Source organism: Staphylococcus sp. FSL K6-0223 (genome assembly GCF_038008285.1).
This window is the reverse complement of record NZ_JBBOYX010000001.1, coordinates 2,125,718-2,140,896: the sequence shown is the minus strand read 5'-3', so window position 1 is coordinate 2,140,896 and position 15,179 is coordinate 2,125,718. Positions and strand designations below refer to the sequence as shown.

Here is a 15,179-nt window from a genome sequence, read left to right as displayed (position 1 = left end):
GGAGTTATACACCATGAAAACAATTAATACTAATAAAGCACCTGAAGCGTTAGGACCATATTCTCATGCAATGGTCGTGAATAATTTAGTATTCACATCAGGACAAATTCCATTAGATACTGAAGGAAACATCGTAAGTAGCGATGTCAAAGAACAAACAAAACAAGTATTAGAAAATTTATCTGTTGTACTTGAAGAAGCAGGTTCTGATTTAAACTCTGTTGTAAAAGCAACCATTTTTATTTCTGATATGAATGAATTTCAACAAATTAATGAAGTTTATGGTAGCTATTTTAATGAGCATCAACCTGCGCGAAGTTGCGTAGAAGTGTCTCGCTTACCAAAAGACGTTAAAGTTGAAATTGAATTAGTAGGTAAAGTTAAAGGAATATAATTTACTTAATTAACACATTGTCATGCTTCTAACCACACAAAGATATATATACTAGGGGGGGCTCACTGCATGAAAGTGACAGATGTAAGACTTAGAAAAATACAAACAGATGGCAGAATGAAAGCACTCGTTTCTATCACATTAGACGAAGCTTTTGTAATTCATGATTTACGCGTAATCGAAGGCAACTCAGGTCTTTTCGTTGCTATGCCAAGCAAACGTACACCAGATGGTGAATTCCGCGATATCGCACATCCAATCAATTCAGAAATGAGACAAGAAATACAGGATGCTGTGATGAAAGTATATGATGAAACTGACGAAGTGATTCCAGATAAAAATGCTTCATCAGACGTAACAGAAGAATCAGACGAAGCTTAAAATAACAAAAAGCAAATCATATTTTTGATAATGCTTATTTTATTAATTATGTAAGCTAAATGACGTGGGCACGAAACTCTAAATTCAAACTTGAATTTTGTTTCGTGCTCATTTTTATTGTTTTATCGATATTTTTTAAAAATTAGATGCATGATGCAAATAATTAAACTCTGTTTACAAAATTTGTTAAATCTTGAAACTATAAGTTAAGTTAAATTATAATTACTTGTGAAGTGCAAATTTTATTGGAGGATTATTATTCATGCAAAGAAATGCAATCATATTAGCAGCTGGAAAAGGAACACGAATGAAATCAAAGAAATATAAAGTGTTACATGAGGTTGCTGGTAAACCAATGGTTGAACATGTACTGACAAATGTTAAAAAAGCGGGCGTAAATCAAATCGTCACTATTGTAGGTCACGGAGCAGAACAAGTAAAAGATACATTAGGTAATCAGTCATTATATAGTTATCAAAATGAACAATTAGGAACTGCACATGCTGTTAAAATGGCAGAAGAACATTTACATACTCAAGAAGGTACAACATTAGTGGTATGTGGAGATACACCACTTATTACTTCAGAAACTTTACAACGTTTAATTACACACCATGAAGAAACACAAGCACAAGTCACTGTTTTATCGGCTACAGCTCAGACGCCTTTCGGGTATGGGCGAATCGTACGTGATCAAAATCATCACCTTAATCGCATTGTAGAAGAAAAAGATGCAACAAATGCTCAAAAAGACATCAATGAAATCAGCTCAGGTATATTTGCATTTGATAATAAAACGTTATTCGAAAAACTTAAACAAGTTAAAAATGATAATGCACAGGGTGAATATTATTTACCCGACGTCGTTACTTTAATTTTAGAAGATAATGGCAAAGCAGAAGTGTATCATACTGATGACTTTGATGAAATTATGGGTGTAAATGATCGAATCATGTTAAGTCATGCTGAAAAAGCGTTGCAACATCGTATTAATCATCATCATATGAGAAATGGTGTTACAATCATTGATTCCAATACTACATTTATAGGTCCAGATGTAGAGATAGGTATGGATACTGTTATTGAACCAGGCGTACGTATCAATGGAAAAACATTCATCGGTGAAGATACACACGTTGGCCAATATTCAGAAATTAACAACAGTCGTATTGGCAACAAAGTTAATATTATACAATCAGTCATCAATGATTCTAGTGTAGGAAATAAGACCAAAGTTGGTCCATTTGCTCAATTAAGACCTGGTTCAAATCTAGGTGCTGAAGTTAAAGTGGGTAACTTTGTAGAAGTTAAGAAAGCAGAATTAAAAGATGGTGCAAAAGTATCACACTTAAGTTATATTGGCGATGCAGAAGTTGGTGAACGTACAAATATTGGTTGTGGTTCAATCACTGTTAATTATGATGGAGTAAATAAATTTAAAACAATCATTGGAAAAGACGCTTTCATTGGTTGTAACACGAATTTGATTGCTCCTGTAACAGTAGGAGATGGCGCTTTAATTGCAGCAGGATCGACGATTACAGATGACATACCTAAAGAAAGCTTAGCATTAGCACGCGCACGTCAAGTAACCAAAGAAGGTTACAATAAAAATTAAAGATTAATATAAGATACAAAAAGACTGTGTCATTTTTCTGTTAAAGGGAATAAATGAATATATAAATATAAAATTTTGAATGTATTACTATCATGCCAAGTTGAGTGATACGTAATAAACATATTATTGGTCAGTTTTTAGTGGAATATAGTAAAAATGCTAGAATTTTTATATAATAGTATTGTCTAAGTAAAAAATTGGAGGACTATAAATGTTAAATAATGAGTACAAAAATTCGTCTTTAAAGATTTTTTCTTTAAAGGGAAATGAACCATTAGCACAAGAGGTTGCTGATCGTGTAGGAATCGAATTAGGGAAATGTTCTGTTAAACGCTTCAGTGACGGTGAAATTCAAATTAATATTGAAGAAAGTATTCGTGGTTGTGATGTATTTATCATTCAACCGACATCTTATCCAGTTAACTTACATTTAATGGAATTACTAATTATGATTGACGCATGTAAACGTGCCTCTGCAGCAAATATCAATATTGTTGTTCCTTATTATGGTTATGCGCGCCAAGATAGAAAAGCGCGTAGTCGTGAACCAATTACTGCAAAATTAGTAGCAAATTTAATTGAAACTGCTGGTGCAAATCGTATGATTGCTTTAGACTTACATGCACCACAAATTCAAGGTTTCTTCGATATTCCAATCGATCACCTAATGGGCGTACCGATTATTGGACAATATTTTGAAAATGATCCTAACATCAACCCAGAAGAATGTGTTGTTGTATCTCCGGATCATGGTGGGGTAACACGCGCACGTAAATTAGCAGACATTTTAAAAACTCCGATTGCTATTATTGATAAACGTCGTCCTAAACCAAACGTGGCAGAAGTGATGAATATCGTTGGTGAAATTGAAGGACGTACAGCTATTATTATCGATGACATTATTGATACGGCAGGAACAATTACTTTAGCTGCTCAAGCATTAAAAGATAAAGGTGCGAAAGATGTATATGCTTGTTGTACACATCCTGTACTCTCAGGTCCTGCAAAAGAACGTATTGAAAATTCAGCGATTAAAGAACTTATTGTTACGAATTCAATCTTACTTGACGATAGTCAAAAACCATCAAACATCAAAGAATTATCTGTAGCTGGTTTAATAGCACAAGCTATTGTTCGTGTATATGAACGTGAGTCAGTAAGTGTATTATTTGACTAAAATTTACAAATGAGTTTGACTTATTATTTTTAAACATGTATAATTTATTCGTTCGTGATTTAACGAATAAATAAACACTTGCAAGCAATGTTTAAATTGATGGGCAAGTGAGGAGAAGTTAAGACAATATATTATTATTGTTTCAACTTGAAAATGAAAGGTGGAAATACGAATGGCTTCATTAAAGTCAATCATTCGTCAAGGTAAACAAACTCGTTCTGACCTTAAAAAATTACGTAATACAGGTAAAGTACCTGCTGTTGTTTATGGTTATGGTACTAAAAACACTTCAGTTAAAGTAGATGAAGTTGAATTCATCAAAGTCATCCGTGAAGTTGGACGTAACGGTGTTATTGATTTAGGCGTGGGTTCTAAAACAATTAAAGTTATGGTATCAGATTATCAATTTGATCCACTTAAAAACCAAATTACTCATATCGACTTCTTAGCTATTAACATGACTGAAGAACGTACTGTTGAAGTACCAGTTCAATTAGTTGGTGAAGCAGTTGGCGCTAAAGAAGGCGGCGTAGTTGAACAACCATTATTTGATTTACAAGTTACAGCAACTCCAGAAAATATCCCAGAATCAATTGAAGTAGATATCACTGATTTACAAATAAATGATAGCTATTCAGTTGCGGATATTAAAGTATCTGGTGACTTCACAATTGAAAACGATCCAGAAGAATCTGTTGTTACAGTAGTTCCTCCAACTGATGAACCTTCTGAAGAAGAAATCGAAGCAATGGAAGGTGAATCAGCAACTGAAGAACCTGAAGTAGCTGGTGAAGACCAAGAAGACGAAGAAAGTGAAGAAAATAAAGACGAAGAATAATTTCGTTGATGACTATGTATTCACTTTAAGTGAGAATGTCTTTAATTAAATTGATAGAAAGAGCCTGATACATGTTCATATGTAGAAGGCTTTTTCTTATGTATATCAGATATTTAAAAAATGAATGTTAAAATAAAATAAAGTTGAAGATTGATAACTTATAAAAGAGTGGGTTACGAAATCATTGAATTTCTTTCCTACTCTCTTTTTGTATTATATTGAGTAATATTATAAAATAAGGAGTAATCGACACATATTAAGTGAGAATGTCTTTAATTAAATTGATAGAAAGAGCCTGATACATGTTCATATGTAGAAGGCTTTTTCTTATGTATATCAGATATTTAAAAAATGAATGTTAAAATAAAATAAAGTTGAAGATTGATAACTTATAAAAGAGTGGGTTACGAAATCATTGAATTTCTTTCCTACTCTCTTTTTGTATTATATTGAGTAATATTATAAAATAAGGAGTAATCGACACATATTAAATTAAATGTTCAAATCAATCAAAAAGATGAACACAATGGAGGTTGCAACGTATGAAATGTATTGTGGGTCTTGGTAATATAGGTAAACGTTTTGAACGAACAAGACACAATATTGGCTTTGAAGTGATTGATTATATTTTAGATAAAAATCAATTTACATTAGATAAACAAAAATTCAAAGGCGCTTATACTATTGAACGTTTAAATGGGGATAAAGTGCTATTTATCGAGCCAATGACTATGATGAATTTATCAGGAGAAGCTGTAGGACCTTTAATGGATTACTATAATGTAGAAGTTGAAGATTTAATCGTTTTATACGATGACATGGATTTATCTCAAGGGCATATTCGTCTACGTCAAAAAGGGAGTGCAGGTGGACATAATGGAATGAAATCGATTATTAAACATTTAGGTACAGATCAATTTAAACGTATTCGTATTGGAGTAGGGAGACCAACGAATGGTATGTCAGTTCCAGATTATGTATTACAAAAATTTTCGAATGAAGAAATGATGACAATGGAAAAAGTAATTGAACATGCTGCACAAGCAGTGGAAGCATTTATTGAGACGTCTCGTTTCGATCATGTTATGAATGAATATAATGGAGAAGTCAATTGAGAACGATTATTTCTGACTATATTCAAGATGACAAACGATTCCAGGAACTTGACGAAGTCTTTGGCAACCAAAATATTTTAGTTACAGGTTTATCTCCCTCAGCCAAAGCAACCATTATTGCTGAAAAATACTTGAATGATGATAAGCAAATGCTATTAATCACAAATAATTTATATCAAGCAGACAAATTAGAAACTGATATATTGCAATACATTGATCATTCTGAAGTTTATAAATATCCAGTCCAAGATATTATGACAGAGGAATTTTCAACTCAAAGCCCACAACTTATGAGTGAACGTGTTAGAACTTTAACGGCATTATCTCATGATAAGAAAGGGTTATTTATCGTTCCTTTAAATGGTTTGAAAAAATGGTTAACTCCAGTAGAATTGTGGAAATATCATCAAATGACTTTAGAAGTTGGCGATGATATCGATGTGGATGAATTTTTAAATAAACTAGTCAACATGGGATATCGACGTGAGAGTGTCGTTTCTCACATTGGTGAGTTTTCTCTACGAGGCGGCATCATTGATATTTACCCCCTTATCGGTCAACCAGTTAGAATTGAATTGTTTGACACTGAAGTCGACTCGATTCGAGACTTTGATGTAGAAACACAACGTTCAAATGATAATGTTGAAAAGGTAGATATCACTACAGCGAGTGATTATATTATTACGGAAGATGTGATTAATCATCTTCAAACAGAATTACAAAAAGCATATGAACAAACACGTCCTAAAATTGATAAATCTGTACGAAATGATTTGAAAGAAACATATGAAAGTTTTAAATTATTTGAATCCACTTTCTTTGATCATCAATTACTTCGCCGTCTAGTTGCTTTTATGTATGACACACCTTCTACACTAATCGATTATTTCCAAAAAGATGCCATTGTAGTAGTTGATGAATATAATCGTATTAAAGAAACTGAAAAGACATTGACTACTGAAGTAGATGATTTTATCCAGAACTTAATTGAAAGTGGTAACGGATTTATTGGGCAGTCATTTATGGAATATGATGGGTTTGAAACGTTAATCAATCATTATCCAGTCACATATTTCACTTTATTTACATCGTCTATGCCAGTGAAGTTGCAACATATTATTAAATTTTCATGTAAGCCAGTGCAACAATTTTATGGACAATATGACATTATGCGTTCAGAATTTCAACGTTATGTAAGCAATAATTACACTATTGTAGTACTTGTAGAAACTGAAACGAAAGTTGAGCGTATTCAATCGATGCTTAATGAAATGCATATTCCTACTGTTACAAATATTCACTCAGAGATTGAAAGTGGACAAGCAATTGTAACAGAAGGTAGTCTATCAGAAGGTTTCGAACTGCCTTATATGCAACTTGTTGTAATTACGGAACGAGAATTATTTAAAACCAAACAGAAAAAACAACGAAAACGGACTAAAACAATTTCTAATGCTGAAAAAATTAAATCTTATCAAGATTTAAATGTTGGAGATTATGTTGTCCATGTGCACCATGGTGTGGGACGTTATTTAGGCGTTGAAACACTAGAAGTTGGAGACGTCCATAGAGATTATATTAAATTACAATATAAAGGAACCGATCAACTTTTTGTACCTGTTGATCAAATGGATCAAGTACAAAAATATGTTGCTTCAGAAGATAAATCGCCTAAATTAAATAAACTAGGCGGCTCAGAATGGAAAAAAACAAAAGCCAAAGTACAACAAAGTGTTGAAGATATCGCAGATGAACTTATTGCACTATATAAAGAACGAGAAATGTCAGTAGGTTATCAATATGGTGAAGATACGGCTGAGCAACATGATTTCGAAATGGACTTCCCATATGAACTTACACCAGACCAAGCTAAATCTATTGAAGAAATTAAAGAAGATATGGAAAAAGAACGTCCAATGGATCGCTTATTATGTGGAGATGTGGGTTACGGAAAAACTGAAGTTGCTGTACGCGCGGCCTTTAAAGCTGTCATGGAAGGCAAACAAGTTGCCTTTTTAGTGCCTACAACGATTCTAGCGCAACAACACTACGAAACATTGATTGAACGGATGCAAGATTTTCCAGTAGAAATTCAGTTGATTAGTCGATTCCGTACTGCTAAGGAAGTTAGAGAGACTAAAGAAGGTCTAAAATCTGGATACGTTGATATCGTTGTTGGAACACATAAACTATTGAGTAAAGACATTCAATATAAAGATCTAGGATTACTTATTGTCGATGAAGAACAACGTTTTGGCGTACGTCATAAAGAACGTATTAAAACATTGAAAACCAATGTAGATGTATTGACACTTACAGCCACGCCAATTCCAAGAACATTGCATATGAGTATGCTTGGTGTACGTGACTTATCTGTCATCGAAACACCTCCAGAAAACCGCTTCCCTGTACAAACCTATGTATTAGAGCAAAATAGTAATTTTATTAAAGAGGCTTTAGAACGTGAACTTTCTCGTGATGGACAAGTATTCTACCTTTACAATAAAGTACAGTCTATTTATGAAAAGCGTGAACAGTTACAAATGTTGATGCCAGAAGCAAACATTGCTGTTGCTCATGGACAGATGACAGAGCGAGATTTGGAAGAAACCATGTTGAGTTTTATTAATGGAGAGTACGACATTTTAGTTACAACAACCATTATAGAAACAGGTGTCGATGTGCCTAATGCGAACACATTAATCATAGAAGAAGCGGATCGTTTTGGTTTAAGTCAACTTTATCAATTACGTGGTAGAGTTGGACGTTCAAGTCGTATTGGATATGCTTACTTCTTACATTCTGCTAATAAAGTATTAACAGAAACAGCTGAAGAACGTTTACAAGCGATTAAAGAATTCACTGAATTAGGTTCAGGATTTAAAATTGCCATGCGTGATTTAAATATACGTGGAGCCGGTAATTTATTAGGTAAGCAACAACATGGATTCATTGATTCAGTAGGTTTTGATTTGTATTCTCAAATGTTAGAAGAAGCGGTAAACGAAAAACGTGGTATTACAGAAGAAACCCCTGATGCACCAGATGTTGAAATGGAATTACACTTAGACGCGTATTTACCAGCAGAGTATATTCAAAATGAACAAGCTAAAATAGAAATTTATAAGAAATTGCGTAAAGTTGAAACTGAAGAACAGCTTTTTGATGTGAAAGATGAATTACTTGATCGCTTCAATGATTATCCTGTAGAAGTAGAACGTTTATTAGAAATGGTAGAAATTAAAATACATGCTTTACATGCAGGCGTGACATTGATTAAAGATAAAGGAAAACAAATTGAAGTATTTCTTTCAACTAAAGGTACAGAACAGATAAATGGTGAAGAATTATTTAAACAAACTCAACCTTTAGGACGAACAATGAAGTTGGGTGTTAAAGAAGGTAAAATGCATATTACTCTAACAAAATCTAAACAGTGGTTAGAAAACTTAAAATTCTTAGTAAAATGTCTTGAAGGAAGTATGGAACTTGAGTACGAATTATAAATCGTCATCTGAAGTTTCATCTTCTTCTAAGAATTCACGACAACATTCAGCATTTAATGGCGTAGTGATTTTAACGCTTGCTTTAGTCATTGTTAAAGTATTAAGTGCAATTTATCGAGTTCCATATCAAAATATTTTAGGTGACTCTGGATTATATGCCTATCAACAAATTTATCCTATTGTAGCGCTAGGTATGATACTATCAATGAATGCAGTTCCTAGTGCTGTCACTCAAGTATTTGGAAGTCACAGTGGAACTGAAGTATTTTCAAAAACACTTCTAAGATTTCAAATGATAGGTCTTATTATTTTTAGTGTGATTTTAGTATTCTCCCATCCATTAGCACTGTTAATGGGAGATGCTCACTTAGCACCAATGCTAAAAATGGCAAGTTTTAGCTATTTGTTTATAGGAATTCTGGGTGTGATTAGAGGCTTTTATCAAAGTAGACAACAAATGAATATACCAGCTATTTCACAAGTAATAGAACAATGTATTCGTGTGTGTGTTATTATTATAGCTATTTTAATGTTTATGTTTAAAGAATGGACCATTTATCAAGCTGGAGCACTTGCAATATTAGCCTCAGCCCTTGGATTTTTAGGTTCTAGTCTATATTTATTAGCAACAAGACCTTTCCGATTACAATTAAATCAGCACTCATATCCTCTTCCTTGGAAACAGCTAATACTTGCGACTCTCGTATTTGCATTAAGTCAATTATTAGTTATTTTATGGCAATTTATAGATAGTTTTACAGTCGTTCATATACTACAAACATATGGTTTAGGATTTAGAGAAGCGATTATGCAAAAAGGGATCTATGATAGAGGTGCTTCATTTATTCAAATAGGTTTAATAGTGACAACTACATTTAGCTTTGTCCTAATTCCATTACTTACAGATGCAATGTCTGATCATAATCATGTTCTTATGAATCGTTATACAAATGCATCTTTAAAAATCACACTACTCATTAGCGTAGCAGCAGGTATAGGTCTTATTAATATACTACCGATGATGAACCATGTATTTTTCAAAACAGATCAATTAAGCTTCACACTTAGTATTTATATGCTTACTGTAATTGGTGTATCGCTTATCATGATGGACATCGCACTTTTACAAGTGATGAATCAAATTCGCCCTATTTTTATTGGTGTGATGTCAGGACTACTATTTAAAATTATCTTTAATGTGATTTTTATTCACTTTATGGGAATTTTAGGTGCAAGTATAAGCACAGTGCTTTCGCTTATGATATTTGTTACTATTTTACATTATGAGGTCGTTAAATATTATCGTTTTAATCGCATGCGCGCGTTTATTGTTAAATTGATGAGTGCGCTCATTATAATGTCAGTAGTCATACAGGGGTTGCGAATGCTATTACCTTCTGTAGGCCGTTTAGGAAGTCTAATTGAGTTGTTAATTATAGTAGGAATAGGGGGTCTCATATTCCTATTCCTTGTTATGTATATGAATATTTTAGGATATAAAGAATTAAAACACTTACCATTCGGCGATAAACTGTATCGCATAAAGAAAGGAAGATAGATATGACGCATACCCTTACCATTGTTGGTATAGGCAATCATAGTATGGATGATTTACCTTTAGGTGTCTATCGCTTTTTGAAACAACAACAGAGTATATATGCAAGGACACTCGAACATCCTGTTATTAAAGATTTAAAAAGTGACATTGAATTTAAAAGTTTTGATGACGTGTACGAAAAGTATGATCAATTTGAAGCGGTGTATCAACATATTGTTGAAACTTTAATAGAAGAAACGCATATACAAGATACTGTTTACGTAGTGCCTGGACATCCTCGTGTAGCTGAAACGACGACTGCTAAATTACTTGATTACAATAAAAATAATGATGATATACATGTAAAGATTTTAGGTGGGAAAAGTTTTATAGATGATATATTTGTCGCAATCGATGAAGATCCTAATGATGGATTTACATTATTAGATGGTACTATTTTGAAAGAAAACACATTAAATATTCGAACACATACTCTCATTACACAAGTATATAGTGCGATGATTGCAGCAGATGTTAAACTCACATTAATGGAACGTTATCCAGACGATTTTAAAGTGAAGATAGTTACAGGCGCTAATAGTCAAGGCGCTAAAGTATTAGAAGTACCGTTATTTGAGTTAGATCATAATGAGGATATGTTTAACAATCTGACAAGTGTATTTGTGCCTAAAATAACGCGTGATGAAGATATGTATACTGATTTTGATTTTGCAGTTTATATTATTGACCATCTAGTGGATGATGAAAAAGGCTGTCCGTGGGATCGTGTGCAAACGCACGAATCACTTAAACGTTATTTATTAGAAGAAACATTTGAATTGTTTGAAGCAATAGATAATGAAGATGATTGGCATATGATTGAAGAACTCGGAGATATCTTATTACAAGTGCTACTTCATGCGAGTATTGGTAAAAAAGAAGGATATATGGATATTAAAGAAGTTATTGAAAGTTTAAATGCTAAAATGATTCGTCGACATCCTCACATATTCGGAGATAAAACAGTTGAAACAATAGAAGATTTAAATGATGTCTGGAAGAATGCAAAAGCAAAAGAAGGTAAAATACCTCGTGTGAAATTTGAGAAAGTATTTGCAGACCATTTTATGACATTGTATGATAAAACCAAAAATAAGGATTTTAATGAAGAAACCCTTAAAAATTATTTACAACAAGGGGAGAATGATAAATGAGATTAGATAAATATTTAAAAGTATCAAGACTTGTAAAACGTCGTACACTTGCTAAAGAAATTAGTGATCAAGGACGTGTAACAATTAACGGTAATGTAGCTAAAGCTGGCACAGATGTAAAAGTGGAAGACGAATTAGTCATTCGTTTTGGACAAAAACGTGTAACGGTTAAAGTAACTGGATTAAGTGAACATGCCTCAAAAGAAAATGCTAAAAATATGTATGAACTGATTAAAGAAGAACGAGTTCAACCATCTGCACAATCTGAAGAAGTGTAGTCTATGATTGAAACGTTTAAAGGAGGTGACAAGTTATGAGTAAAAAGGTAGAACATATTGATAATCAATATACTTCAGAACGAAATCGAAAGAAACAACGTCAACAAAAACGAATGCGTGTCGTTCGTCGAAGAGTAACAGTTTTTGGAGGATTATTATTAGCGATTATTATTATTCTATCTATCATGCTTGTCTTCCAAAAACAAAGTAACAATCAAGCAACAATAGAACGAAAGCATAAAGAAGAACAATTTCAGAAGAAACAAGATGAGGAAATAGCATTAAAAGAAGAGCTTAATAATCTTAACGATAAAGATTATATAGAGAAAGTTGCTCGAGATGACTATTATTTAAGTAACAATGGAGAAATTATTTTTAAATTGCCTAATGATAAATCATCGTCTAATTCTAAATCCTCTAGTAATAATTAGAAAGAGTAGGCAACTTTAAAAATTAAAGTAAAACGCTTAATTTAAAATAATCGTTTTATAGCATTGTGTAAAGTTTAAAACAGGAATATAATAAGGTTAAAATTGAAACATTATCGGGAGGATTTATTTAGAATATGTCAATCGAAGTAGGAAACAAGCTAAAAGGTAAAGTGACAGGTATCAAAAAATTTGGTGCGTTTGTAGAATTACCTGAAGGTAAAAGTGGCTTAGTTCATATTAGTGAAGTTGCTGATAATTATGTTGAAAATGTAGAAGATCATTTATCAGTTGGAGATGAAGTGGAGGTAAAAGTTTTATCTATTGCAGATGATGGTAAAATCAGTCTCTCAATTAAAAAAGCGAAAGATCGTCCTCGTCGCCCACATCACAAATCTAATCAAAATAAACCGCCTCAACAAAAAGCAGAAGATTTTGAAAAGAAATTAAGTAATTTCTTAAAAGACAGTGAAGACAAATTGACTTCTATTAAACGTCAAACAGAATCAAGACGTGGTGGTAAAGGATCTAGACGTTAATTATATCTGTGTGAATAAATATAACTAAGTTAACGGAGCCCTGGTTCCAATCATTTATTCTAGATTAATATGTATTGATAATAACTTAAGTGCATAAGATCATGTAAGATCTATGCCAGGGGTGAGATAAAGAACTGAAATTAAAGTTCTATCTCACTCTTTTTTCGTTATATCAATTATTTAGCCTAAGTCAGGAGGTTCAGTAATGTGAAAGTGAAAACGTCTCTTTGGAAAAAGACGGATCATTTAGCTGTTGCAGTATCTACAGGGATTGATAGTATGTGTTTATTATATAAATTATTAAATGACTTATCACATTCATATCAATCTATAACATGCTTGCATGTAAATCATGGTTTGAGAGATGCATCTGTCGAAGAAGAACGATTTATTAAACAATTCTGCAAGCAACATCAAATCCCCTGTTATGTTAAACAGTTAGATTTATCTAAAATAGTAGAAAAAGGAAAAAGTATTCAATCTGAAGCGAGAGATTTACGTTATCAATGGTTTGATGAGATGATGAGCAAGATAAATGCTGATGTGTTATTAACTGCTCATCATTTAAATGATCAACTTGAAACGATTTTTTATCGCGTTTTTACTGGTCGATCAACACGCAATTCATTAGGGATGAATGAATGTACTGAGCGAAATCATTATTTTATTTGTCGTCCTCTGATAGAGACATATAAAAATGATATAAAACAATATCAAACCATTCACCATGTGCCTTTTTATGAAGATGAATCTAATCACCATAATAAATATGCAAGAAATGACATTCGCAATCGACTTTTACCAGCTATTGATGAAAATAAGGACTTCAATGTGGAACAATTATTAAAGTTGAAACATTGGCATGATATACAATTACAACTTACACAACAACGAATAAGTTGTTTTATAGAACAACATGTTAACATCCACCTTAATAAAGAACGTATACAATTATCTCGAGCGTCTTTTAATCAACTAGATGAAATTTCAAAAATGATTTTACTAGATCGTTTATTTGAGATGCTTCAGTTAAATAAATCGTTTTCAGAAAAAAATTATAATGAATGGTTCGAACAAATTGAGAGTAAACAATCTCAAATTAAAATTCCCCTCACTGAAAAATGGATAATTCAAATTGCATATGATAAATTTATAATAATGGCTCATTATGAACAATCTCTACTTGAAGAACAAATTGTTACACATCCTTATACATATCAATTTGGTCATTATTTAATTACAATTCATCCAAATGAGAATGATAAAGCAATAGATTGGCCTCTAACGATTCGAACACGTAGAGATGGAGATAAGTTTAAGTTAAATGGTAGTCATGGACATAAAAAAGTAAGTCGTTTATTTATTGATAAAAAAATTGATAGCATAGAACGTACACAAATACCCATCATTTTAGATGCAAAACAACGAGTGATAGCTATAGGACAACTTTATGTGACGACAAGCTTTAAACATATAATAGATATTAAAAAAATTGGAGATGACTCATAAATGAAAGATGATTTAAAAGATATTTTATTAACTGAAGAAGAAATCCAAGAAATTTGTAAAGATTTAGGTGAACAATTAACGAGAGATTACAAAGATAAACCACTTGTTTGTGTTGGTATCCTTAAAGGTTCAGTTATGTTTATGGCAGATTTAATTAAACGTATTGATACACATTTAGCAATTGATTTTATGGATGTTTCAAGTTATCACGGTGGTACAGAATCAACAGGAGAAGTACAAATTTTAAAAGACTTAAGTGCTTCTATTGAAAACAAAGATGTACTTATTATTGAAGATATTTTAGAAACAGGTACAACTTTAAAATCAATTACTGAATTACTACAATCACGCAAAGTTAACTCATTAGAAATCGTTACATTGTTAGATAAACCGAACCGTCGTAAAGCGGATATTGAAGCCAAATACGTTGGCAAAAAAATACCTGATGAGTTTGTAGTAGGATATGGTTTAGATTATGCTGAGCATTATCGAAATCTTCCTTACATTGGTACATTAAAACCGGAAATTTACAATAAATAAAATTTTATAATGTATTAGCAAATACAATAGATAGATTTTTAAATATAATAACTATACTAACGATATAAATTAGTGTAGACTCATTTTATATTCAAAATTGTCATT

At 32.2% G+C, this 15,179-nt stretch carries 14 protein-coding genes; all 14 read left to right on the top strand.

Annotation, left to right across the window (positions count from 1 at the left end):
* The first annotated feature begins 13 nt into the window (after nt 1–13).
* The 14 genes from MHI13_RS10630 (at nt 14) to hpt (ending at nt 15,074) form a co-directional block, all read left to right on the top strand.
* Nucleotides 14–394: a RidA family protein gene (locus MHI13_RS10630; protein ID WP_002449962.1), complete on the top strand. Its 381-nt coding sequence runs from the start codon at nt 14–16 to the stop codon at nt 392–394.
* 69 nt (nt 395–463) lie between these two features.
* A complete protein-coding gene (spoVG, locus tag MHI13_RS10625) occupies nt 464–775 on the top strand; it encodes a septation regulator SpoVG (protein WP_002449945.1) in 312 nt (103 codons plus the stop codon).
* Between the two features lie 262 nt (nt 776–1,037).
* Nucleotides 1,038–2,393 (top strand): bifunctional UDP-N-acetylglucosamine diphosphorylase/glucosamine-1-phosphate N-acetyltransferase GlmU, encoded by a 1,356-nt coding sequence (gene glmU / locus MHI13_RS10620; RefSeq protein WP_054105267.1) that lies wholly within the window; start codon nt 1,038–1,040, stop codon nt 2,391–2,393.
* Nucleotides 2,394–2,604: 211 nt separating this feature from the next.
* Nucleotides 2,605–3,570, top strand: coding sequence for a ribose-phosphate diphosphokinase (locus MHI13_RS10615; protein WP_002449951.1), 966 nt, complete (start codon nt 2,605–2,607; stop codon nt 3,568–3,570).
* 172 nt (nt 3,571–3,742) lie between these two features.
* The gene (locus MHI13_RS10610; protein ID WP_054105266.1) at nt 3,743–4,408 is read left to right on the top strand and encodes a 50S ribosomal protein L25/general stress protein Ctc; all 666 of its coding nucleotides are present in this window, start codon (nt 3,743–3,745) and stop codon (nt 4,406–4,408) included.
* 542 nt (nt 4,409–4,950) lie between these two features.
* A complete protein-coding gene (gene pth, locus MHI13_RS10605; protein ID WP_002449969.1) occupies nt 4,951–5,523 on the top strand; it encodes an aminoacyl-tRNA hydrolase in 573 nt (190 codons plus the stop codon).
* On the top strand, nt 5,520–9,029 hold the full coding sequence (gene mfd, locus MHI13_RS10600; RefSeq protein WP_054105265.1) for a transcription-repair coupling factor: 3,510 nt from the start codon (nt 5,520–5,522) through the stop codon (nt 9,027–9,029). The genes pth and mfd overlap by 4 nt, the downstream gene beginning before the upstream one ends.
* Complete coding sequence (locus MHI13_RS10595) at nt 9,013–10,587, top strand: polysaccharide biosynthesis protein (RefSeq protein WP_054105264.1); 1,575 nt, start codon at nt 9,013–9,015, stop codon at nt 10,585–10,587. The genes mfd and MHI13_RS10595 overlap by 17 nt, the downstream gene beginning before the upstream one ends.
* A 2-nt stretch (nt 10,588–10,589) precedes the next feature.
* Nucleotides 10,590–11,780 (top strand): MazG nucleotide pyrophosphohydrolase domain-containing protein, encoded by a 1,191-nt coding sequence (locus tag MHI13_RS10590; protein ID WP_054105263.1) that lies wholly within the window; start codon nt 10,590–10,592, stop codon nt 11,778–11,780.
* Nucleotides 11,777–12,058, top strand: coding sequence for an RNA-binding S4 domain-containing protein (locus tag MHI13_RS10585; protein ID WP_017176416.1), 282 nt, complete (start codon nt 11,777–11,779; stop codon nt 12,056–12,058). The genes MHI13_RS10590 and MHI13_RS10585 overlap by 4 nt, the downstream gene beginning before the upstream one ends.
* 35 nt (nt 12,059–12,093) lie before the next feature.
* A complete protein-coding gene (gene divIC, locus MHI13_RS10580; RefSeq protein ID WP_017176415.1) occupies nt 12,094–12,489 on the top strand; it encodes a cell division protein DivIC in 396 nt (131 codons plus the stop codon).
* A gap of 134 nt (nt 12,490–12,623) precedes the next feature.
* A complete protein-coding gene (locus MHI13_RS10575) occupies nt 12,624–13,025 on the top strand; it encodes a S1 domain-containing RNA-binding protein (RefSeq protein WP_017176414.1) in 402 nt (133 codons plus the stop codon).
* A gap of 207 nt (nt 13,026–13,232) precedes the next feature.
* Nucleotides 13,233–14,534, top strand: coding sequence for a tRNA lysidine(34) synthetase TilS (gene tilS / locus MHI13_RS10570; protein WP_048683369.1), 1,302 nt, complete (start codon nt 13,233–13,235; stop codon nt 14,532–14,534).
* Nucleotides 14,535–15,074, top strand: coding sequence for a hypoxanthine phosphoribosyltransferase (gene hpt, locus MHI13_RS10565; RefSeq protein ID WP_017176412.1), 540 nt, complete (start codon nt 14,535–14,537; stop codon nt 15,072–15,074).
* Nucleotides 15,075–15,179: the final 105 nt, after the last annotated feature.

Bases quoted from the DNA above. Each gene is read 5' to 3' on its own strand.
- MHI13_RS10610 (WP_054105266.1), top strand. From the start codon at position 3,743: ATGGCTTCATTAAAGTCAATCATTCGTCAAGGTAAACAAACTCGTTCT.
- MHI13_RS10575 (WP_017176414.1), top strand. From the start codon at position 12,624: ATGTCAATCGAAGTAGGAAACAAGCTAAAAGGTAAAGTGACAGGTATC.
- MHI13_RS10630 (WP_002449962.1), top strand. From the start codon at position 14: ATGAAAACAATTAATACTAATAAAGCACCTGAAGCGTTAGGACCATAT.
- hpt (WP_017176412.1), top strand. From the start codon at position 14,535: ATGAAAGATGATTTAAAAGATATTTTATTAACTGAAGAAGAAATCCAA.
- glmU (WP_054105267.1), top strand. From the start codon at position 1,038: ATGCAAAGAAATGCAATCATATTAGCAGCTGGAAAAGGAACACGAATG.
- MHI13_RS10590 (WP_054105263.1), top strand. From the start codon at position 10,590: ATGACGCATACCCTTACCATTGTTGGTATAGGCAATCATAGTATGGAT.
- MHI13_RS10615 (WP_002449951.1), top strand. From the start codon at position 2,605: ATGTTAAATAATGAGTACAAAAATTCGTCTTTAAAGATTTTTTCTTTA.
- pth (WP_002449969.1), top strand. From the start codon at position 4,951: ATGAAATGTATTGTGGGTCTTGGTAATATAGGTAAACGTTTTGAACGA.
- divIC (WP_017176415.1), top strand. From the start codon at position 12,094: ATGAGTAAAAAGGTAGAACATATTGATAATCAATATACTTCAGAACGA.
- MHI13_RS10585 (WP_017176416.1), top strand. From the start codon at position 11,777: ATGAGATTAGATAAATATTTAAAAGTATCAAGACTTGTAAAACGTCGT.
- spoVG (WP_002449945.1), top strand. From the start codon at position 464: ATGAAAGTGACAGATGTAAGACTTAGAAAAATACAAACAGATGGCAGA.